We start from the raw sequence: 19,488 nt of genomic DNA on the forward strand, positions 1-19,488 counted from the left end.
TCCGGCGAGTCGTTATCGCTGCAGGTGCGCGGGCACCTCGTCGACCGGGACGCGGGTCTGCTCGCCCGAGGTCATGTCCCGCACCGTCACCTCGCCGGCCTCCTGCTCGGCCGGGCCGTAGATCAGGACGGTGCGCGCCCGCTGGTCGTTCGCCCACTTCAACTGGCGCGCGAGCTTGCCGGACGTGCCCAGGTAGACGCCCGTGCGCAGGCCCCGCGCACGCAGCCGGTTCGCCAGCCGCAGCACCTCGTCCTCCGCGCCGAGCACGGTGAGCGCCACGTCCAGGCCACCGGCCTCGGCGTCGGCCGCGGCCTGTCCGGCGAGGATCCGCTCCAGGCCGATCGACCCGCCGCACGCGGGCATGTCCGGGCCGCCGAGCTTCGCGACCAGCCCGTCGTAGCGGCCGCCGGACGAGATCGACCCCGGGTAGCCGGCGGCGGTGACCTCGAAGATCGGGCCCGTGTAGTAGTCCAGGCCGCGTACCATCCGCGGCGTGAACACGACCCGCCCGGACGGCAGGCCCGCGGTCAGCTCCACGAGCTTGTCGACCTCGGCGAGGCCGGCGCGGCCGCGCTCGGTGGTGTCGAGCTGCTTGCGGATGCGGTCGGTGTCGGTGGCGACGACGTCCCCGACCAGGCTCTCCGCGGTCTCGGCCGCCAGGCCGCGGTCGGCCAGCTCGGCGATCACCGCGTCCGGGGTCGCCTTGTCCAGCTTGTCGAGGCTGCCGAGCACCTTCGTGCCCGCCTCCTCGGGGATGCCGTAGGCCTCCAGCAGGCCGTGCAGCGCCTGGCGGCTGTTGACCAGGAAGCGGAAGTCCGCGACGCCCAGCGCGGTCAGCGCGTCGTTGATCGCCCACAGGGTCTCGGCGTCGGCGAGCGGGGACGACGAGCCGACGGTGTCGATGTCGCACTGCACGAACTCGCGGAACCGGCCTTGCGCGGGGCGGTCGGCGCGCCACACCGGGCCGATGGCGTAGCGCTTGTAGGGCGAGGGCAGTTTGCTGCCGTAGGTGCCCATCACCCGGGCGAGCGGCACGGTGTGGTCGTAGCGCAGCGCCAGGTCGGCCTCGCCGCTGGCCTCGTGCACCCCGCGCTTGAGGATCTTGAAGATCAGGGCGGACGCGTCGTCGCCGAGCTTGCCCGCGAACACCTCGAGGCGTTCGAAGGCCGGGGTCTCCAGGGGGTCGAAGCCGTAGCGCTCGAAGACCGCGCTGACGGTGTCGAACGCCGCCTTCCGGCGACGCACGTCGTCGGCCAGGAAGTCGCGGGTACCTGAAGGTGGCTCGGCGGCCTTCGCCATGAATCGGTCCTTTGCTGGTCGGGTGCGCCTGCCATTGTCCCGCGCCGGTGCGGGCGGGTGCGCACTACCCCTGGACAGACGGAAGCCCCGGCCCGCCGAGGGGGAGGTGGGCCGAGGCTTCCTGCTCCGTCCGACGGCACCCCTGCGCGTCCACCGGACTTGCGACTCCGCGGGCTGACTACCCCGGTCGCCGGGCGGTAAACCACGGATCCGGAAAAAACTCCGGCGGGGTCCGGAGGCGGTCTGGGAGTGTGCGGCAGCGTGCGGATCTCATCGACGCGCTGCCGCCGGGCGAGGACCTCGTGGTCACGCGGGACGGCAAGGTGATCGGACGATCTCCAGCACGGGCGGCGCGCCCCGGCCGGCGGCAGAGATCGCCGACGACGTCACGGTGGTCGCCACGGCCATGCGGTTGTCGGAGTCGGCGCGGGGGAAGCTGTCGGCCGAGCTCGGCGCCGACTACATCGTGATCGACATGCACGCGGCACCGGCGACGGCGGACGTGCTGCTGGTGCCGCCGGTGAGCCCGCAGCTGATCGGCAATCTTCGCCGGTCGTTCCCGAAGGCGCGGGTGGTGGTGGCCGAGATCGACGACGCGGAGCTCGGCGTGAGCTACCAGGGCCCCGTCCGGCGCTTGCTCGACGCCGGCGCCACGACCTACCTGCCGTCGACGACCATCCCGCACCTGGCGAAGCAGCTCGACCGGACGGTCACCCACGAACGCCAGCTCACGGGCGGCGCCCCGGCACGACTGGAGATCGACGCCTCCCCGCGGCCGCCGCACGATGCGGAGTGACCTGGCCAGGACAACCCACCTAACTCCCCATCGTGCCCGCGCACCTGCAGCGGTGATCAGCGCGGCGAGGCCCCGAACGGCAGCTCGTCCAGGCTCGCCCGGAGTTCGCGCAGGTCGGTGAACGTCCGGGCGGCGCCGGCGTCGGTGAGTTCCGCCGCGGAGAACCCGCCGGTGAGCAGCCCGACGCACGGCAGGCCGATGCGGCGCGCGGCGACGCAGTCCCACACCGAGTCGCCGATCACCACGGCCTCCTCGCCCCGCACCTTCTCCAGCGCGACCTCCAGCAGGTCCGGCTCCGGTTTGGTGGCCTCGACGTCCTTCGAGCTGGTCCAGTCGGCCGCCAGCTCGCGGCCGTCGATGAGGTCGAGGTAGTGGTCGACGTGGTCGGGTTTGCCGGAGCTGGCGAGCACCACGCGATAGCCGGCGTCGTCGGCGGCCTGGAGCAGCTCGTGGGCGCCGTCGAGCGCGCACACCTCGGGCAGCATCCCGTCGACCAGTTCCTTCCACTTCGCCCGGACGTCGTCGCCGCAGGAGTCCTCGACCTCCTGCCCGGCGACCTCGGGCACCAGCTGGTCACCGCCCATGCCGATGGCGCGGTGCAGGCGCCACACCGGCACCGTCACGCCGTGCCCGCGGAAGGCGCGGAACCACGCGAGCGCGTGGTGGTAGTTGGTGTCCACCAGCGTGCCGTCCACATCGAGCACGAGAACCTTGGCCATGCCCGGCAGATTGCCCACGGCGCCGGGCCGGGAAACGCTCACCCGAGGGTGCTGACGTACGCGAGCAGGCCCACCACCGGCACCGCGACGGCCACCAGCCGGAAGTCCGGCCGCGGCGCGGCGCGGAGCAGGCGCAGCCCCTCGGGCACGAGTGCCACGGCCACGCCCGCCACCGCCACGAGGGACAGCACGGTCGTCCCCTTGAGCACCCCGAGCGGCATGGCCGCCATCGCCACCAGCCCCACCGCCTGGACCGGGTGCAGCACGCCCGCCCGCCAGGCGGCGAACGCGAGCACCGGCCAGCCGAGCAGGATCGTGAACGACAGGTAGCTGAACAGGTGCGCATCGCCGTAGGCGTCGGCGACGAACGCGGTGGCGAACCCGGCCCCGCGGTGGCGGGCCAGCGCGAGGGCGGCCTGGTCGAACCCGGCGTGGAAGACCCGCGCGAACAGCCCGGTCACGACGAGGACCGCGGCCAAGGCGCCCGGCCCGGACCTGACCCGCGCGCTGAGCGCGAGCACCGCCGGGCACAGCAGGAGCGTCCCGGCGAGCACGCAGGTGTAGGCGGCGCTCATCCGGCCGGGGTGGTCGGCGGCCGCGGCGAGCTGGTGCGGGAAGAAGAACGGGACCGGGAGGCGCAACAGCATCCCGGTGAGCAACAGCAGCGGGGCGGCGATCATCGCCAGGCCGGCGATCCAGCGCGGTTCACGAGTCATGCGGCGAACCTGCCAGTGTCCGGAACGCGGCGGATCGCACCACAGCGGACACTCCGGCCGCGGACATCAGACCCTGGTATGACCGCCGTGGACGGACGCGGCCGGCGCAGCACCCGGATATCGTGCGACGGATGAGCCCCTCGCCGTGGCGTTCACGCGCCACCGCCGCGCTGCCGGCCGTGCTCCTGATCGCGGTGGACGTCGCCGTCGGCGGGAACCTGCTGCGCGACGACACCGGCTGGCGGCTGGGCGGCTCGATGGCCATGGCGGTCGTGATCGGGCTGGCGGTGCTGGTGCGGCGGCGGTGGCCGGTCCCGGTGCTGGTGTTCGTGCTGGCCGTGTCGACGGCGGCCGCGTTCCTCGGCGTGCTCTGGGACCCCTTCGCGGGCGCCGCGGTGGTGCTGCACGTCGTCGCGCTCGGCCGGGACCGGCTGCTGCCACTGCTCGGCGCGTGCGCGGTCGCGGCGGTCGCGGGTTTCGCGGCCTGGTGGTACGTCCTCGGCGTGCCGTTGCTGGTCGCGGCGTGGGCGGCCGGGCGGGCGGCACACGCGCACCGGGCCCAGGCCGAGCAGCTGGAACTGCAGCGGCAGCACCAGATCCGCACCGACGAGCGCCTGCGGATCGCCCGGGAACTGCACGACGTCGTCACCCACGGGATGGGCCTGATCGCGGTGAAGGCGGGCGTGGCCAACCACGTGGCGGAGTCCCGGCCGGACGAAGCCCGCGAAGCGCTCCGGATCATCGAGGAGACCAGCCGCGAAGCGCTCGGTGAGATGCGGCGGTTGCTGAGCGCGCTGCGAGAGGACGCCGAGCCGCCGGGCGAACTGGCGGATCTGCCGCGGCTGGCGGAACGGGCGGCGTCCGCGGGGGTCGCGGTGGAGCTGGACGTCGACGTGGCGGACCTGCCGCGGCCGGTGGAGCTGGCGGCGTTCCGGATCGTGCAGGAGGCGGTCACGAACGTGGTGAAGCACGCCGCTCCCGCGCGGTGCCGGGTGGTGGTGCGGGCACACGCCGGCGAGGTGCGGATCGAGGTCACCGACGACGGCGCCCGGTCACCCGGGCCGGTACGGCCGGGCCACGGCGTCGTGGGCATGTCCGAACGGGCCGCGCTGTACGGCGGTGAGCTGACCGCGGAACCGTTGCCGCACGGCGGTTTCCGTGTCGCGGCCCGGCTGCGGTGCGCGCCGGCGGAGGTGCCCGTTGCCTGAGCCGCTGCGGGTGGTGATCGCCGACGACCAGGCGCTGCTGCGCGGCAGTTTCCGGTTGCTGGTGGACAGCGAACCGGACATGACGGTGGTCGGCGAGGCGGCGACCGGCGCGGAAGCGGTCGAGGTCGTGCAGGCCGCGCGGCCCGACGTGGTGCTGATGGACGTACGGATGCCGGGCATGGACGGCATCGCGGCGACCCGGCTGCTCACCGAGCGGATGCCGTCGGCGCGGGTTCTGATCCTCACGATGTTCGACCTGGACGCGCACGTCTTCGACGCGCTGCGGGCGGGCGCGGCCGGTTTCCTGCTGAAGGACACCCGGCCCGCGGACCTGTGCGCCGCCATCCGGGTGGTCGCGTCCGGCGAAGCGCTGCTGGCGCCCGCCGTCACCCGCCGGCTGATCGCCGAGTTCGCCCGGACGACCGGCTCCCGCCCGGCCCTGAGCCGCGAACTCGACGTCCTCACGCCGCGGGAGACCGAGGTGCTGACGCTGATCGCACACGGGTTGTCGAACACCGAACTCGCCGAGCGCCTGCACCTCTCCCTGGCGACGGTGAAGACCTACATCGGGCGGCTGCTGGCGAAACTGCACGCACGGGACCGCGCGCAGCTGGTGGTCCTCGCCTATGAGACCGGGCTCGTCACCGCGTCAGGAGGGCGGTCAGCGGGACCGCGGTGAGCCACGCCCAGCCGCCGAGGCCGACCACGTGCGCGGCCCGCCAGGCGAGCGGCGCGGCCCGCACCACCCGGCCGACCACCACCAGCTCGCACAGCCACCGCGCGCCCCAGAACACGGTCTGCGCCGCCAGCACGGTCGCGGCCAGCGCGCCCGGCGCGAGCAGCTCGTCCACCGGCCACAGCAGCGCGCCGAGCACCACACAGGTCAGCCCGACGAAACCGGTGTGCAGGCCGACCACGAGCCGGGACATCGGGCTGACCGCGACGAGGTCGGCGGGCCACCCGAGCAGCCGCGGCAGCGCGAGGTGCGCGAGCCCCAGCACGATCGCGACCACACCGGCCAGGCGCATCTGCAGTTCCAGCATCACGCCGCCTCGAACGCCGTCGCGGTGACCAGCGGCGTCCGCCGCACCCGGGCGACACACCCGAGGCCAGCCCGTGTCGCGACGCGCTCCCATTCCGCGCGCGGGTAGAAGTGCCACGCGCCCGGCCCGAACGCCAGCACGTTCGGCAGGTCCCGGTGGTGCTCCACCAGCACCAGCCGGCCACCGGGCCGCAGCACGCGGCGCGCTTCGCGGAACAACGCCTCCCGCCCGGCCGGGGTGCGCAGCTCGTGCGCGGCGAGCACCGCCAGCACGACGTCGACCGCGCCGCTCGCCAACGGGAGCGCCTCCGGCCGCACCGGGACCGCCCTCGCCGGGTAGCGCCGACGAGCCCGCCGGATCGACGCCTCGACCGGGCCGCGTGGATCCAGCACATCCAGCACCACGCCGACGGACTCCGGCAGCAGGGCGGGCAGCGTCGCCGACACCTCGTCGAACCCGGCGGTGACCAGCACGTGCCGGTGGACCCGCGCGGGCAGCACCGGCCGCAGCCACGTCCAGCGGTAGAGGCCGGAGAGGTCGTAGACCCACCACGACGCGGCCAGGCTCGCGACCGTGAACCACGCCGCCCCGGCCCGCGCCGGTTTCGGCAGCGGCGCCGCGGCGGCCACCGCGCCGGCGAGCACCTTCGGCCAGTTGAACGCCAGGACCTGCGCGACCCCGCGCATCACCGGAGCTCACCCCGGTGCCAGCCGTAGTCCACATCGGACACGTGGAACGCGTTGGCCAGCACGGCCCCGTCGAACCGGTTCAGAAAGGCGACGTGGTGCCGCGCGATGCCGACGGGTTCGGGCCGCCAGGTGCTGCGGAACGCCTTGACCACCACGATGCCCTCCTCGTCCGGTGAGAACGTGTACGGCAGCGGCCCGGCGAAGCGCCGCGCGTCGGCCGGGGTCGCGAACACCCCGTCCCACAACGGTTCCCGCTCGCCGAGATCGGCGGTGACGTCGAGGTCGCCCTGCCCGTCCCGCGACCGCACGGTGAAGCGCAGCACGTCGTCCTGCCGCGACACCCGGGCCGCGCTGCGGTGGTAGTGGTAGCCGGTGAGGACGTTCCCACCGAGCGCGAGCAGGGCGCGGTCGGTGTCGCTGCGCAGGATCCGCAAGCCGCGCATGGTCTTCCCGCCCGGGGTGCGCAGCCGGGCGAGGACCCGGTAGCCGGTCATCACCGAGCGGAACCCGAGCGGCGCGGGCAGGATCGACGGCCGCAGGTGCCGCAGCGCGACCAGGGCGACGGCCACGAAGGCGTGCTCGGCGCCGTCCTGGCCGGTGTAGGTGTCCAGGGTCAGCGGTTCCGGCAGCAGCGGCGCGACCTGCGCCGGATCGACGGCGTAGGTGAGGACGAGCGAGTGGTCGAACCTGGTGCGCATGGGCAGGGGATGCCGGTTCAGCGCGGTCATGGACACCTCCGTACTTCGACCACACCCCAGAGCATCGAGCGGTCCGGCGGGCCGGGATCCTCGCCGGGACGTGGTTCGCGGAACGAGCGGGACACCACCACTCCCCCGGGCCGCAGGGCGTGCCGCACGGCCGCGGCGAGCCGGGCCGCGTAACCCGCGTCGGGGCCGTCGAGGACGTTCGACAGGGAGATGCCGTCGTAGCAGCCGCGGGGCGCCTGTTCGAGGTGCTCGGCGACGTCGGCGTGGACGAGCGTGGCGGCGGCGCGGGTGTCGCGGGTGAGTTCGTCGCGGCCGGCGAGCAGGCGCCACGCCCACGGGTTGTCCGCTGGGGCGTGTGCGAGGCCCCGGCGGAGGCGGGCGAGCAGCACGCGGTCGAGGCGCGGCGGGATCGCGTGCCGGAAGGCGGGCAGCAGGAGGCCCAGCGGCGCGAGCCCGGCCGCGAGCAGGCCCTGGAGGCGGCGGGATTCCAGCAGCGCGACGGGGTCGCCGTCGCGGAGGACCTCGTCGACGCGTCGCCAGCGGGGATCGAGCGCCCGGAGGGCGGCGCGCCCGGCCGTGAGCAGGCGTTCGGCCCGGCCGGTGGTCGCGGGGGCGCCGGCGAGGCGGTCCCGGCAGTAGGCCAGTTGTGTGGGGTTGATGTCGACGGCGGTGACCTCGTACCCGGCGCGCGCGAGGGCGGACACGGTCTCCCCGGCGGCCGCGATCGCGAGGACGCGCCCGCGGGGCAGGACGCGGAGTTCGACGTCCGGATCCTCGTAGCCCCAGCCGAACAGCAGGCCCCGCCGGCCCGCCCACGGGTTCACCGGTGCCGCCGGAGTGCGACGAGCCAGGCCAGGACGAGCAGGACGACGTTGTGCAGCACCAGGTTCAGCGGTTCGGCGATGTGCCCGCCGCCGAAGGCGAGGCCGCCGGCGTTGAACCCGGCGAGCAGCGCGGTCTGCACGGCCGCGGCGGTGCGCGGCGCCCAGCCGGTCAGGACCCATCCGCCGAGGGCGACCTCGGCGAGGCCGATCAGCACCAGCACCACCGCGGCGGCCCCGCCGAGCACCGGCACGGATTCGACGATCGCCCGCTCGTCCGGCCGGGCGCCCAGCACCTTGGCGACGAGACCTTCGTAGATCCACACGGCGGCCACCGCCCCCGGCGGCACCCATCGGGCCGCCCACTCCCCCACGCGCACGGGTCGACTCTAGATCTCGCTCGGGCTCAGGCGAGGGCTGCGGCCAACAGGGCGAAGGCGCCGATGATGACGGCCACGCGGATGTAGTGGAAGCGGTCCCAGCGCTGCGCCTGCTGCTTCCAGTCCGCGGGCCGGTTCTCCGGGGTCCACGTCTTGCCCCGGTTGTTGATCGGGACGAGCAGCAGGACCGACATGATCACGCTGACGATCAGCAGCGCGCCGGCGGTGACGACGAGACCGGCGCCGTCGTGGCGCCACCCGGCGATGACCCAGACCGCGACGAGGGCGAGCGAGGTGAGGTACCAGACCGGCATCACGGCGCCGAGCATCCGGCCGCCGTGGGCGCGGGCGAGCAGGGTGCTGTCGTCCGGGAGGCGGGCGACGATCGGGTTGATGACGAAGGCGACCGAGAACTCCACCCCCACCATCACGCCGACGACGACGGTGGTGAGCACCTCGAGTGCGTTGAGCATGGCGACTCCTGTGAAATCTAGCGTTGCTAGCCGATGTGGCGACGCTAGCGCAACCACTGCTCGATTGTCTAGCAGTGCTAGGATGCACTGGTGTCGGTACAGGAACGCAAGGAGCGCGAGCGGGCGAACCGGGAACGCCTGATCTTGGCGACGGCCCGCGAACTCGCCGAGCAGCAAGGCTGGGACGCGGTCACCACCCGCAGGCTCGCCGAGCGCATCGAATACAGCCAGCCGGTTCTCTACAGCCACTTCCGCGGCAAACGCGAGATCATCGGCGCCGTCGCCCTGCAAGGCGCCACCGAACTGGCCACAGCGCTGCGGGCCGCGGCCGCAGCCGCGGCGGGGCCGCGTGCCCGGGTCACCGCTCTCGCCCGCGCCTACCTCGACTTCGCCGCTCGCCACCCGGCGGTCTACGACGCCATGTTCCAGCTCGACGGCGGTCTGGCGTTCGCGCAGGACGACACACCGGAACCGTTGAAGGAGGGCTTCGCCGCCCTGCTGGAGAACCTCAGCGAGGTCGCCGGCGACGGCGTGCACCCGGGGCTGTTCACCGAGGTGTTCTGGGCGGCCCTGCACGGGCTGGCGACGCTGACCCGGGCGGGACGGCTGCCGCCGGAGGACGCCGAGCGGCGGACGGAACTGCTCGTGGACCGGCTAGCCGTGTTCTGACGGCGGTCAGATCCCGAAGAGCGGCAGGCAGGGCGGCAGACCCTCGATCGTCACCGGGACGTCGTCGCGCCACGCGTCGCGGCCGAGGCGCAGCCGGTGCTCGACGGCGAGCGCGTCGCGGACCACGTGTCGCGCGACGCCGTCCGGGCGGTAGCCGAGCTTGCGGGAGACCGCGAGGGAGGCGGCGTTGTCCTCGAACGCGCCGGACGCCGCCTCCTCCGCGCCCAGGCCCGCGAAGGCCAGGTGCAGCACCGCGCGGCGCATCTCCGTGCCGATGCCCTGGCCCTGGTGACGGCGGCCGACCCACGAACCGGTGTGGACCTCGCGGATGATGGCGAACTGCTTCGCGCTCATGCTCTGCTGGCCGACCACCTCGCCGTCCCGGAAGACGACGAGGTCCAGGCCCCAGTCGTCCGGGCTCCACCGGCCCAGCCGGAGCCAGTGGAACTGCACGAGCGACCGCGCCACGAGCGCCGGTTCCTGGTCGGTCCACGGCACGAGGAACGGCATGCTGTCCGGCGCGTGCACCCCCTCCGCGGCGAGCTCCGCGAGCGCGGCGAGCTCCTCCGGCGCAGGCAGGCGCAGTTCGAGCCGAGGGGTCCGCACCCGCAACGCGAGCAACGGGAAGTGATCGGCCAGCATCGGCCCATCCTGACAGAGGTTCCAACGACCCGAGGTGAGACGAATGCGCGGTGAGACGATCACGGTGCTGCGACGGGGCGGAGAACAGTGGTACATCGCCGTCGCCGCACTCGCTGTCGCGATCCTGTTCATCTGGGTGGTAGCCGACGGCATCTTTCGCGGAGATGCCTTCGGCAACATCGCCGAACTGATCCTCGCCACCGGTTGGGGGTTCTGGGGGCCGATCAGGTACCTGCAGGTCAGGGTGGAGGTCAAGGAGAGCGGTCTTGTGGTCCACAACTTCTTCACCCGGTACTCGATCCCGTGGTCGGCGGTGAGCAGGCTGGAAGCCCAGCCAGCTCTGCGAATCGTGTTGTCCGACGGCAAAGTCGTGGCACCGCAGACCGGCGCGGAGTCCCTGGCCTCCACCATCCGTCACAACCGCAAGCAACGCGCGATGCAGGAACGCATCGAGAGGGCACGACGGCGCGCACTGGACCAAGGCTCGGCCGAGGTGGTGACGAAGCAGATCTGGGCCGGCAACCTCGCCATCCTGGCCGCGGTGTACGCGGGTATGTTCTCCGTCGCGGGGATCGCCTGGCTCGTCAACTAGCTCACCCCACGAACACCATCTCCGGGTAGCGCGGCGACGGGCCGTCCAGCAGGTGGTCGTTCCGGTCGCGCAGCCAACGGTCGAAGAAGGACGCCACGTACGCGCGCTGCGTGCGCACCGCGGTCGCCGGGTCGAGGGTGCCCAGCGGGACGCCCAGCTGCGGTACCAACGCCGCGGCATCGGTGAACGTCGCGTGCTCCGAGCCGAGCAACCGCAGCTGCGCTGTCCAGCCCTGCGTAGCCGCGCGGAAGGCGTTCCAGCCGGGGCCCGTGTCGGTCTCGCCGTCCTTGCCGACCAGCAGGAACGGCCCCCGCAGCCCCTCCTCGGCCGGCGGCATCAGGCTGCCGTCGAACCACGTCAGGTTCCCGTCCAAGTTCACCCCGGCCACCACGCGCGGGTCGGCGGCCATCGTCAGCGCCGCGGCCGCCCCGCCCATCGAGTGCCCGATCATGCCGACCCGGCTCACGTCCAGGCGCCCGGCCAGCGCGTCCAGCACGAACCGCGTGTCCGCGACCCGCACGTCGAGCGCCTTCCGCAGGAACGCATCCGGATCGCCCGGGTCGACCATGGTCCGCACCGAGCCGTCCGGGAACTCCACCTCCGGCGACTCCCACGTGTGGTCGATGCTGATCACGACGTACCCGCGGCTCGCCAGGTCCTCGGCCGTCGCGGTGCCCCACGTGCGCGGTTCACCCAGCCCCGGCGAGTACACGACCACCGGCCACCGCCCGGGCAGCGGCACGGCGTCGCGCCGCGCGTTGGTCCGCACGCCCGCCCAGTCCGCCGACGGCACGCCCAGCCCCAGCAAACCGTTCGCGGTGACGGCGTCGAAGTGCGCGGCGGCGCCGGGCAGCATGTACGGCGCCGCGCGCCCAGGGCCGGGCAGCGCCGGGTAGTGCAGGCTGACCATCAGCTCCCGCGGCCCGCCACGCCACGGATCGGTCCGCGAAGCGTCCACCAGGTGCAACTCGGTCTGCCCCACCCGGTGCGGGCCGCTGGGCCGCGGCAACGCGAGGCCCGTCGCCGCGGACGCCGGCACCACCGACGCGAGCAACACAGCCACGGCGAGCACGAAGGATCTCCAGATCATGCCGATCATGCTGCTCGGCCGCGCGCGGCGCGGCATCCGGGGAATTCCCGGGCCGGACCCGGATAGGGTCGGGCGGTGGCGGAACGCAGGCACGGCACCCCGGCTCCCGCGACCGGCTCGACGATCACCGGCCAGGACTGGGAGGGCGCGCACCTCAGCGGCGAACGGCACGAGCACGTCGCGTTCGTCCGGGCCGACCTGAGCGAGGCGGTCACCGAGGGCGCGGTCTTCACGGAGTGCACCTTCCGCGACAGCCGGTTCAACGCCTCCCGGCACACCGGCGCCGCGTTCCTGAACTGCACGTTCACCGGGTGCTCGTTCTTCGACGCCACCTTCACCGACTGCAAGACGACCGGCTCGACGTTCGACCGCTGCACCTTCGACCTGCTGACCGTCGAAGGCGGCGACTGGTCGTTCACCGGCCTGCCCGGCGCCGACCTACGGCGCGCGTCGTTCAGCGGCGTGCGCCTGCGCGAGGCCGACCTGACCGGCGCCCGGATCGGCGGCACGGTGCACCGGTGCGACCTGTCCGGCGCCTGGCTGCACAGCGCCGATCTGTCCGGTTGCGACCTGCGGGGCAGCGAGATCACCGGGCTGAACCCGCTGGAGACGAAGGTCGCCGGGGCGACGATCGACCCCGAGCAGGCCCTCGTGCTGGCCAGCGCGCTCGGCGTGCGGATCCGCTGACCCCGGCGCTCACCCGCGCCCGTCGTGGACGACCTCGATCGACCACGGCCGCTCCTGCGTGTGCAGGTCCCAGTAGTGTTCGGCGATGTCGTCCGGATCGAACGCGGTGCCGGGCGCGACCGGCCCGGCCACGGTCACCGACGCGACGTGCACCCCCGCGGGCCCGTACCGCGCGTCGAGCAGGGCGACGAGCGTGCGGACCCCGGCCTTGCCCAGGGACAGGCTCACGTACTCCGGCTTGGGTTCCGGCATCCCGCCGGTGACGAGGATCGTGCCGCTGCCCCGGTCGGCCATCGCCGGAGCGACGTGCGCCGCGGCGGTCAGCGCGCCGACGACATTCACCGCCCACGCGTCCAGCTGCGCCCGCGCCGACAGCTCGCCCGGGGCGTCCGGCTGGATGAGCGCCGCGTTGTAGACGAGCACGTCCGGCGTGCCGAACTCGGCCGCCGCCGCGTCCAGCGCGGCCCGCAGCGCGTCCTCGTCCGTGCTGTCGGCGACGAAGCTCCGCGCGCCGGGCATGGTCCGCTCCGTGCGCGCCACGAGCGCGACGGGCAGGCCCTCGCGCGCGAACCGCCGCGCCACCGCCTGCCCGATGCCCGGGCCCGCCCCGATGATCACCACTCCACTCATGCGGGCGACGGTAAAAGCCTGACACGGTGACAAGGTCAAACTGCGCCGGCACCGGCTCACGACCTGACCCGGCCGCGAGCCGGTCCCGGCCGTGCGGTCAGTTCGTCACGCGCACGTAGTCGACGACGAGCTGCTGCGGAAACTGGGTGCTGCCGTCCGGGTCGCCGGGCCAGTAGCCGCCCACGGCGAGGTTGAGGATCAGGAAGAACGGGTGGTCGAACACCCAGCGGTCGCCGCCGAGGTCGGCGGGCGTCCTGGTCTGGTAGAGCACGCCGTCGACGTACCAGCGGATCTGGTTGGGCGCCCAGTCGACGGCGAAGGTGTGGAAGCCGTCGGAGAAGTTCGGCCCGGAGTAGGCGGCGCCGACGCCCTCCGCGCCGGAGTAGCCGGGGCCGTGGATGGTGCCGTGCACGGTGTTCGGCTCGAACCCGACGTTCTCCATGAAGTCGATCTCGCCGCAGTTCGGCCAGCCGTTGGTGCCGATGTCGTTGCCCAGCGCCCAGAACGCCGGCCACATCCCCTGCCCGCGCGGCAGTTTCATGCGGGCCTCGAAGTGGCCGTAGGTCTGGGTGAACCGGCCCGCGGTGTTGAGCCGGGCCGAGGTGTACTCGCACGGCCCGTACCAGCAGTTGTAGCCGCCGGGGTTTTCGCGGCGGGCGGTGATCACGAGGTTGCCCTGGCCGTCGAGCGCCGCGTTGGCGGCGCCGGCCGTGTAGTACTGCCGCTCGTGGTTGTTGACGTTGTCCCCGGTCTCCAGCTGCCACTTCGCCGGGTCGACCGCGCTGCCCGCGGGGCCGTTGAAGTCGTCGTTGAACGTCACCGTGGCCGCCTGCGCCGGCGGCGCGGTGAGGGTGGCGGCGGTGACCAGTGCGGGGAGGAGGAAACGGAGCCAGCTCGACATCTTCATCGACATCACGCCTTCCGGCCGTTTGTTGTGGGGAAGAACAAAGTAGCGTGGACTAGACCATTCCAACAAGGCGTCCTGGTGGGGACTTTCCACCCGAGTCCCCCTCGCGTGAGTGACCCGCGCGTGGGTGATTGTGGCGTTTCCGCAGTTCCGGGCCGGGTAGCCGGGGCGCCTAGGAGGTGAGCCATGAACATGTTCGACAAGGCCAAGGACGCCCTGGGGAAGAACCCGGACAAGGCGGACCAGGGCATCGACAAGGCCGCCGAGGCCGCCAAGGGCCGCTTCGGCGAACACAGCGACAAGATCGACCAGGCGTCGGAGAAGGCCAAGGACTTCGTGCGCGGGCAGCAGGAGCAGCCGCCGCCGCAGTGAGGAAGTCCACAATGGAACGAGTCCTTCGGGGCGAGGTCTTCGTCCCGAAGGACTCTTCCCTTCCTCGCCCGCCGAGGAGGATGCTGGGCCGCGTGTCCAGACCCGACCTGAACCCGGTGGCGCTGCACCCCGGCGTCATCGCCTTCCACCAGCCGCCCGGCGGCTGGTTCGTCAGCAACGCGGGGCTCGTCGCGGGCCGCGACGCGGCTCTGCAGGTCGACACGTTCGCGACCGAGCCGCTGAACCGGCGGCTGGAGACCGCGATCGACGCCTACCTCGCGCCCGGCACGCCCCGCACGGTCGCGCTGACCCACGCGCACGGCGACCACGCCCACGGAGCCGGCCGCCTGGCCGCGGCGGGCGCGACGATCCTGGCCACCCCGCCCGCCGCGGGCGAGGTGCTGTCCGGGCCGCACACCTACGACATGCTTTTCAGCTGCGACTGGGGCGCCATCGACCCGCCTGCGGACATCTCCCCGGTCACCGAGCCGAAGACCCTCGACCTGGGCGGCACGTCGGTGGCGGTCGTGCCGGTGCCCGGGCCGGCGCACACGCACGGGGATCTGGTGGTGTGGCACGAAGAGTCCGGCACGCTGTTCACCGGTGACCTGCTGTTCCTGGGGGTCACGCCACTGGCGATCTCCGGGTCCGTCGCCGGGTGGCTGGAAGCGCTGAGCTGGCTGGAAACCTTCGGCGCGACCACCTACGTGCCCGGGCACGGCCCGGTGACGGCGGCGACGGAGAACCCGGTCGCGGACGTGCGCGAATACTTCGAGTGGCTGCAGGAGGCCGTCGCCGGCTCGGCGGACTACGCGGCGATCGAGGAGGCCGCCAGGGCGCGCTGGCCGGAGTGGGGCGCGGGCGAGCGGCACGGCGTCAACGCGCGGATCGCGTACGCGCAGGCGCAGGCGCACGGGACCGAGCTGGACTTCCCGGCCGGCGTCAAGGACCTGCTCACCAGCGCCGCCGCCCACGGCGAGCGGATGACCGAAACCGGCCTGATCCGCCTCGACATCTGACCCACGAGTCCCACGCCCGCGGGCACGAGTCCCGCACACGCGGGCGCGAGTTCCGCGTTCGGGCCGGTGGGGTCAGCGGATCTGCTCGCCGTAGACGCGCTCGACGTTCAGCGTCATGAGCACCCGCCGGTCGGACACCATGACCTCGCGGTACTCCGCCCAGTCCGGGTGCTCGCCCGCGGCCTTGCGGTAGTAGTCGACCAGCGCCTCGACCTCGGGGCCGTGCGGGTCGGCGCCAGGGCCGGTCAGGGTGACGGTGCCCTCCGCGGTCGCCCACGCCCAGCCGTCGGAGCTGGTGACCTCCAGGGCGGCGCGCGGGTCGCGGCGGAGGTTGCGGGTCTTGGCCCGGCCCTCCGTCATGGACACGTAGATCACCCCGGCGTCGCGGTCGTAGTACGGCGTGACGGGCGACAGCTGGGGCAGGCCGTTGGCCTTGATCGTGGCCAGTACGGCGATCCGGGCCTCGGCGAGGAGGTCGTGCGGGTCGAAGGTCATGGTCCGATCATGCACCCTCACACTGATGTGAGGGTCAATCGCGCACGCGCTCCCGCCGAAGCCGCCTTCGGCTACGCTGCCGTCCGTGCCCGAGCAGACGTGGTCCCCCGATCCTGAGACGCCCGTCGTCGAATTCCGGTCCGGCCGATGGGTGTTCATCGGCGGGCTGGCCATGTTCGTCGTCTTCGGGTTGGTCGCCCTCTTCCCGGACGTCGGGCATCCGTCCGCTTCGTCGAGGGCGAAGAACTTCACTCCGGCCGCCGCGTCGTTCCTCTTCGGCGCGCTCGCGCTGGGCGGCCTGCTGGTCATGATCAGCTCCGTCCCCCGCGTGCACCGCTTCGTCGTCGATCAGCGTGGACTGTGGTGGGGAGCCGGTCGCAAATCCGACCTGATCGCGTGGGAGGAGTTGCGTGCCGTGCGCGGACGCGAACCGCGCCCGCCGGTCAAGGGCGACCCGAACTCGAAGCCCGTGCTGCCTGCCCTCGTGTTCACCCCCGCGGACGGCCGTTTCGCGACCCGCCACAGCGCGCTGGTAAAACCCCTGCCGGACGCCGGTCCGGAAGTGGAACTGAGACTGCCGAACATCGGCACGGTCCGGCAGCTGACCCAGGAGATCGCCAGAGTCCGGCCCGACCTGCTCCGCTGACACCCGTGGCAGGTCTGGCCTGCGATCAGCGCCAAGAGCACCCGAGTGAGGGTCGACGCGCGCCGGCGGGCGTTAGTGGTCGTTCACGAACGGCCAGGCGCCGCAGCCATAGCTGCACGCCGTGACGGTGAACTTCTGCCCCTCGGGCAGGTTGTAAACCCCGCCGAGCGAGGCGCTCTTCGAGACACAGCTGCCGCTCCCGCCGGTCACCCGGAACGAGTACCGCGTCGTCTCCCCGGTGCCGGGGCCGACCCACACCGTCGGGGTCTTGCCGTCCGCCTTCGTGTCGCAGGCCGAGATCAGGTCGCCGTGTTCCTCCACGTACACCTTGAAATCGCCGGACGCGCCGGACCAGACGTGGTCCCAGCCGTCTCCGGGCGGCACCGGGGCCGCCGAAGCCGTGCCCTGGAAGGCCAGTACCGCAAGTACGCCGGACGACAGAGCCACCGCGACGCGAATTCCCCTGTGGGACTTCATCGGATTTCCTCTCCTGCCGGAAGCAATGGCGCAGCCTAGCGCGACGTTGATCGAGACGACAAGAGGATTGTTCAACAATTACTGCCAGGATGGGGGCGAGCCGCCGAGGGGTCGGGACTGGAGCATCGGGAGTGGGGCATCGGGACTGGAGCATCGGGACTGGCGCATCGGGACTGGCGCATCGGGACCGGGGGCATCGAGAGTGGCGCATCGGGACCGGGGGCATCGAGAGTGGGGCAGGTGTGGGCGAGCCTGGGCTACCTGCGCTGCGAGCAAGTGCTCTGTGTTCGGCCTGCTGCCCTTGGCACCATCCCTGGCCGAACCTGGGGCAACCCGCGCAGCCGGCACGTCCTCGGCGTCGTCCTGTTCACCGTCCTGGTGAGCGGGTGCCTCGCCACGGTCGCGGTCTCCCGCGGCGGTTCGCCGAGAATCCCGTCAAGAGGCCGGGTAGAGGCGTCCCATCAGTTCGAGCACCTCGTCGATCATCCGGCGCGCCTTCGCCTTCGACGACGCGGCCGCCACCTCGCGCCCCGCCTCCGTGGCCATCGCCGTCAGGCACAGCACCAGCATGTCCGACAGCGGCCGCGTGTGGCCGTTCACCAGCGTGGAGTTCGCGTGCAGCCACTCCCGGAACCGCTGCCGCGTCAGCAGCCCGAACCCGGCGGGCCCGCTGCCGGACAGGAAGATCCGCGCGAGCTGCCGCTCCTCCCAGCACCCCTCCAGGTACGCGCGGGTGCCGGCGATGAACAGCCGCAGCGCGTCCTCCTCCCCCGCGGCCAGCGCGGTCCGGAACGCACGCGCCGACCGGTGCTGCTGCCGCCGCGTGTACTCGTCGTACAGCGTGATCCACAGGTCCGACTTCGCGGTGAAGTGGTGGTAGAGGCTGCCGATGCTGGCGCCCGCCCGGTCGGCGATGTCGACGAGCTTGGCGTCCTCGTAACCGGAGGCGACGAACACCTCGCGGGCTGCGTCGAGCAGGGCGGCGCGCGTGATCTGCGCCCGCGTGCTCCCGGTGGTGGCCTCGGTCATACCCCGATTGTGCCGGACCGCACGGCCGGCGCCGGTCCCGGCGTGACGTGAGCCCCGCCGGGACGCGGCGCCCACCTCACGCCGCCGGCACGCCGTTGGCCGGCGCCGCCGGTTGCGGCTGCGTGTACGGCACCACCGGTCCGTCGCCGTCGTCGGTGGTCAGCGGCGTGCCGGAGAGCACCTGCTGCCCGCCGCGGATGGTCGAGATCTGCCCGCCGGTGTAGCCGGCGTGCGACTCCGGCCCGTACCGGAACGGCACCAGGCCGGGCCCGGTGAACCCGCCCTTGTTCAGCGCGTCGATCAGCCCCTGCCGCGTCAGGTCCTTGCCCGCGGCCTGCAGCACCTGCGCGAACGTGTACGCGTACGACATCGCGTAGATGACGTTGCCGTCGAACGGCAGGTTCGGGATGTAGGTGTCGTGCACCTTCTTGAACAGCTGGATCCACGAGTTCTGCGCGTTGCTGCTCGCCGGCAGGTAGGCGCTGCTGACCAGACCCTCGACCAGGTCGCTGCCCTTCACCGACGCGCCGCTCTGCTTGGCGAAGTTCTCCAGCAGCCCGGCCACCGTCACCGGGTCCGCGCCCACGCTGGAGGCGACCAGCTGCGGGTTGTAGCCCAGCTTCAGCGCGGTCAGCTTGAACAGCGCGGTGTAGGCCGGGATCGTCTCCAGCACCACGACCTCCGCGCCGCTGCGCGCGATCGCCGACACCTGCGCCGCGACGTCGGTGTTGCCCGGCTGGTAGGGCTGCCGCGACACGACCAGGCTCTGGTCGATGAACTTGTCCAGCCCCTTCATGCCGTCGGCGCCGAAGTCGTCGTCCTGGTAGAAGTAGGCCACCTTCTTGTCCGCGAAGTTCTTCGCGACGTAGTCGCCGAGGATCTTGCCCTCGACGGTGTAGTCGGGCTGCCAGCCGTAGGTGTAGGGGTTCTTGTCCGGCTGGTCCCAGCAGGTGCAGCCGGACGCCACGAACAGGTCCGGCACGCGCGAGCTGTTCAGGAAGTCCACGACCTTGGTGTGGGTCGGCGTGCCGAGCGCGCCGACCATCGCGAACACCTTGTCCTCCAGCACCAGCTGCTTGGTCAGGGTGACCGTGTTCGCCGGGTTGTAGGCGTCGTCGACGTACTTCAGGTTGATCTTGCGCCCGTGGATCCCGCCGCTGGCGTTGATGTAGTCGAACATCGCCTTCGCCGCCGGCCCCTGCTCGCTGTAGCCGGGCGCCGCGTTGCCGGTCAGCGGCAGGGTGCTGCCGATCAGCACGTCGGTGTCGGTCACGCCGGGCGTGCTGCCACCGCCCGAACCGCCACCGCCGCACGCGGTCAAGGTGAGCGCGAGCGCCGCGGTGAGCGCGACCGCCGTGCGCGGGCGTCTGGACAGGACCATC

The 19,488-nt window shown here is 72.6% G+C and carries 25 protein-coding genes and 1 pseudogene; 9 read left to right on the plus strand and 17 right to left on the minus strand.

Annotated elements, in window-relative coordinates; all coding sequences use genetic code 11:
• Positions 1–12: 12 nt before the first annotated feature.
• On the minus strand, positions 13–1,299 hold the full coding sequence (hisS, locus tag AMYTH_RS0117935; RefSeq protein WP_027931497.1) for a histidine--tRNA ligase: 1,287 nt from the start codon (positions 1,297–1,299) through the stop codon (positions 13–15).
• A 391-nt stretch (positions 1,300–1,690) separates the two neighbouring features.
• Here hisS and AMYTH_RS47950 point away from each other — a divergent pair, with 391 nt between their 5' ends.
• A complete protein-coding gene (locus AMYTH_RS47950; RefSeq protein WP_228684851.1) occupies positions 1,691–2,095 on the plus strand; it encodes a hypothetical protein in 405 nt (134 codons plus the stop codon).
• Positions 2,096–2,151: 56 nt separating this feature from the next.
• Here the strand turns inward: AMYTH_RS47950 and AMYTH_RS0117945 are convergent, their stop codons facing one another.
• Positions 2,152–2,814 (minus strand): HAD family hydrolase, encoded by a 663-nt coding sequence (locus tag AMYTH_RS0117945; RefSeq protein ID WP_037323890.1) that lies wholly within the window; start codon positions 2,812–2,814, stop codon positions 2,152–2,154.
• 38 nt (positions 2,815–2,852) lie between these two features.
• Positions 2,853–3,530, minus strand: a complete 678-nt coding sequence (locus AMYTH_RS0117950) for a hypothetical protein (protein ID WP_027931499.1) — start codon at positions 3,528–3,530, stop codon at positions 2,853–2,855.
• Between the two features lie 131 nt (positions 3,531–3,661).
• On the opposite strand from AMYTH_RS0117950, the gene AMYTH_RS0117955 reads away from it, so the two are divergent.
• Positions 3,662–4,738: a sensor histidine kinase gene (locus AMYTH_RS0117955; RefSeq protein ID WP_051362732.1), complete on the plus strand. Its 1,077-nt coding sequence runs from the start codon at positions 3,662–3,664 to the stop codon at positions 4,736–4,738.
• Entirely contained in the window at positions 4,731–5,417 is a 687-nt protein-coding gene (locus tag AMYTH_RS0117960) for a response regulator (RefSeq protein ID WP_027931501.1), read from the plus strand. The genes AMYTH_RS0117955 and AMYTH_RS0117960 overlap by 8 nt, the downstream gene beginning before the upstream one ends.
• Here the strand turns inward: AMYTH_RS0117960 and AMYTH_RS45200 are convergent.
• Genes AMYTH_RS45200 through AMYTH_RS0117990 form a run of 6 tightly spaced genes read right to left on the minus strand, consistent with a single transcriptional unit; the run spans position 5,380 to position 8,851 of the window.
• Complete coding sequence (locus tag AMYTH_RS45200; RefSeq protein WP_148085686.1) at positions 5,380–5,781, minus strand: hypothetical protein; 402 nt, start codon at positions 5,779–5,781, stop codon at positions 5,380–5,382. The genes AMYTH_RS0117960 and AMYTH_RS45200 overlap by 38 nt on opposite strands.
• Positions 5,781–6,467, minus strand: coding sequence for a class I SAM-dependent methyltransferase (locus tag AMYTH_RS45205; RefSeq protein WP_051362734.1), 687 nt, complete (start codon positions 6,465–6,467; stop codon positions 5,781–5,783). Before AMYTH_RS45205 ends, AMYTH_RS45200 begins: the two co-directional genes overlap by 1 nt.
• Positions 6,467–7,198, minus strand: coding sequence for a DUF2071 domain-containing protein (locus AMYTH_RS0117975; RefSeq protein WP_209440774.1), 732 nt, complete (start codon positions 7,196–7,198; stop codon positions 6,467–6,469). The genes AMYTH_RS45205 and AMYTH_RS0117975 overlap by 1 nt, the downstream gene beginning before the upstream one ends.
• On the minus strand, positions 7,195–8,001 hold the full coding sequence (locus tag AMYTH_RS45210; protein WP_051362735.1) for a BtaA family protein: 807 nt from the start codon (positions 7,999–8,001) through the stop codon (positions 7,195–7,197). The genes AMYTH_RS0117975 and AMYTH_RS45210 overlap by 4 nt, the downstream gene beginning before the upstream one ends.
• Positions 7,998–8,378, minus strand: coding sequence for a DoxX-like family protein (locus tag AMYTH_RS0117985; RefSeq protein WP_228684853.1), 381 nt, complete (start codon positions 8,376–8,378; stop codon positions 7,998–8,000). The genes AMYTH_RS45210 and AMYTH_RS0117985 overlap by 4 nt, the downstream gene beginning before the upstream one ends.
• Positions 8,379–8,404: 26 nt before the next feature.
• A complete protein-coding gene (locus tag AMYTH_RS0117990) occupies positions 8,405–8,851 on the minus strand; it encodes a DUF1772 domain-containing protein (RefSeq protein WP_027931504.1) in 447 nt (148 codons plus the stop codon).
• Positions 8,852–8,941: 90 nt separating this feature from the next.
• Here AMYTH_RS0117990 and AMYTH_RS0117995 point away from each other — a divergent pair, with 90 nt between their 5' ends.
• A complete protein-coding gene (locus AMYTH_RS0117995) occupies positions 8,942–9,520 on the plus strand; it encodes a TetR/AcrR family transcriptional regulator (RefSeq protein WP_027931505.1) in 579 nt (192 codons plus the stop codon).
• Between the two features lie 6 nt (positions 9,521–9,526).
• On the opposite strand, the gene AMYTH_RS0118000 is transcribed toward AMYTH_RS0117995, so the two are convergent.
• Complete coding sequence (locus AMYTH_RS0118000) at positions 9,527–10,162, minus strand: GNAT family N-acetyltransferase (protein WP_027931506.1); 636 nt, start codon at positions 10,160–10,162, stop codon at positions 9,527–9,529.
• A 43-nt stretch (positions 10,163–10,205) separates the two neighbouring features.
• Here AMYTH_RS0118000 and AMYTH_RS0118005 point away from each other — a divergent pair, with 43 nt between their 5' ends.
• Positions 10,206–10,754, plus strand: a complete 549-nt coding sequence (locus AMYTH_RS0118005; RefSeq protein ID WP_027931507.1) for a PH domain-containing protein — start codon at positions 10,206–10,208, stop codon at positions 10,752–10,754.
• Position 10,755: 1 nt separating this feature from the next.
• On the opposite strand, the gene AMYTH_RS45215 is transcribed toward AMYTH_RS0118005, so the two are convergent.
• The gene (locus tag AMYTH_RS45215) at positions 10,756–11,844 is read right to left on the minus strand and encodes an alpha/beta hydrolase family protein (RefSeq protein ID WP_084022844.1); all 1,089 of its coding nucleotides are present in this window, start codon (positions 11,842–11,844) and stop codon (positions 10,756–10,758) included.
• Between the two features lie 75 nt (positions 11,845–11,919).
• On the opposite strand from AMYTH_RS45215, the gene AMYTH_RS0118015 reads away from it, so the two are divergent.
• Positions 11,920–12,531 (plus strand): pentapeptide repeat-containing protein, encoded by a 612-nt coding sequence (locus tag AMYTH_RS0118015; protein WP_027931508.1) that lies wholly within the window; start codon positions 11,920–11,922, stop codon positions 12,529–12,531.
• Positions 12,532–12,540: 9 nt separating this feature from the next.
• Here the strand turns inward: AMYTH_RS0118015 and AMYTH_RS0118020 are convergent, their stop codons facing one another.
• Both AMYTH_RS0118020 and AMYTH_RS0118025 read right to left on the minus strand, forming a co-directional pair.
• Positions 12,541–13,161, minus strand: coding sequence for an SDR family NAD(P)-dependent oxidoreductase (locus AMYTH_RS0118020; RefSeq protein WP_037322593.1), 621 nt, complete (start codon positions 13,159–13,161; stop codon positions 12,541–12,543).
• A gap of 100 nt (positions 13,162–13,261) precedes the next feature.
• A pseudogene (locus AMYTH_RS0118025) lies at positions 13,262–14,062 on the minus strand (glycoside hydrolase family 16 protein); the annotation flags it as partial.
• A gap of 192 nt (positions 14,063–14,254) precedes the next feature.
• Here AMYTH_RS0118025 and AMYTH_RS0118030 point away from each other — a divergent pair.
• Complete coding sequence (locus tag AMYTH_RS0118030) at positions 14,255–14,440, plus strand: antitoxin (RefSeq protein ID WP_017981302.1); 186 nt, start codon at positions 14,255–14,257, stop codon at positions 14,438–14,440.
• A gap of 92 nt (positions 14,441–14,532) precedes the next feature.
• Entirely contained in the window at positions 14,533–15,459 is a 927-nt protein-coding gene (locus AMYTH_RS0118035) for an MBL fold metallo-hydrolase (protein WP_209440775.1), read from the plus strand.
• Positions 15,460–15,531: 72 nt separating this feature from the next.
• Here the strand turns inward: AMYTH_RS0118035 and AMYTH_RS0118040 are convergent, their stop codons facing one another.
• Positions 15,532–15,954 (minus strand): PPOX class F420-dependent oxidoreductase, encoded by a 423-nt coding sequence (locus tag AMYTH_RS0118040; RefSeq protein WP_027931512.1) that lies wholly within the window; start codon positions 15,952–15,954, stop codon positions 15,532–15,534.
• Between the two features lie 85 nt (positions 15,955–16,039).
• On the opposite strand from AMYTH_RS0118040, the gene AMYTH_RS0118045 reads away from it, so the two are divergent.
• The gene (locus AMYTH_RS0118045; protein WP_027931513.1) at positions 16,040–16,600 is read left to right on the plus strand and encodes a hypothetical protein; all 561 of its coding nucleotides are present in this window, start codon (positions 16,040–16,042) and stop codon (positions 16,598–16,600) included.
• Between the two features lie 72 nt (positions 16,601–16,672).
• On the opposite strand, the gene AMYTH_RS45220 is transcribed toward AMYTH_RS0118045, so the two are convergent.
• The 3 genes from AMYTH_RS45220 to AMYTH_RS0118060 form a co-directional block, all read right to left on the minus strand.
• Complete coding sequence (locus AMYTH_RS45220) at positions 16,673–17,077, minus strand: hypothetical protein (RefSeq protein WP_157360628.1); 405 nt, start codon at positions 17,075–17,077, stop codon at positions 16,673–16,675.
• A gap of 435 nt (positions 17,078–17,512) precedes the next feature.
• Positions 17,513–18,106 carry a TetR/AcrR family transcriptional regulator gene (locus AMYTH_RS0118055; protein ID WP_017981298.1) on the minus strand — a complete coding sequence of 198 codons (594 nt, stop codon included), beginning with the start codon at positions 18,104–18,106 and terminating at the stop codon, positions 17,513–17,515.
• 76 nt (positions 18,107–18,182) lie between these two features.
• Positions 18,183–19,487, minus strand: a complete 1,305-nt coding sequence (locus AMYTH_RS0118060) for an ABC transporter substrate-binding protein (protein ID WP_027931514.1) — start codon at positions 19,485–19,487, stop codon at positions 18,183–18,185.
• Between the last annotated feature and the right edge of the window lies 1 nt (position 19,488).

It is taken from the genome of Amycolatopsis thermoflava N1165 (genome assembly GCF_000473265.1).
Classification (GTDB): Bacteria; Actinomycetota; Actinomycetes; order Mycobacteriales; family Pseudonocardiaceae; genus Amycolatopsis_E; species Amycolatopsis_E thermoflava.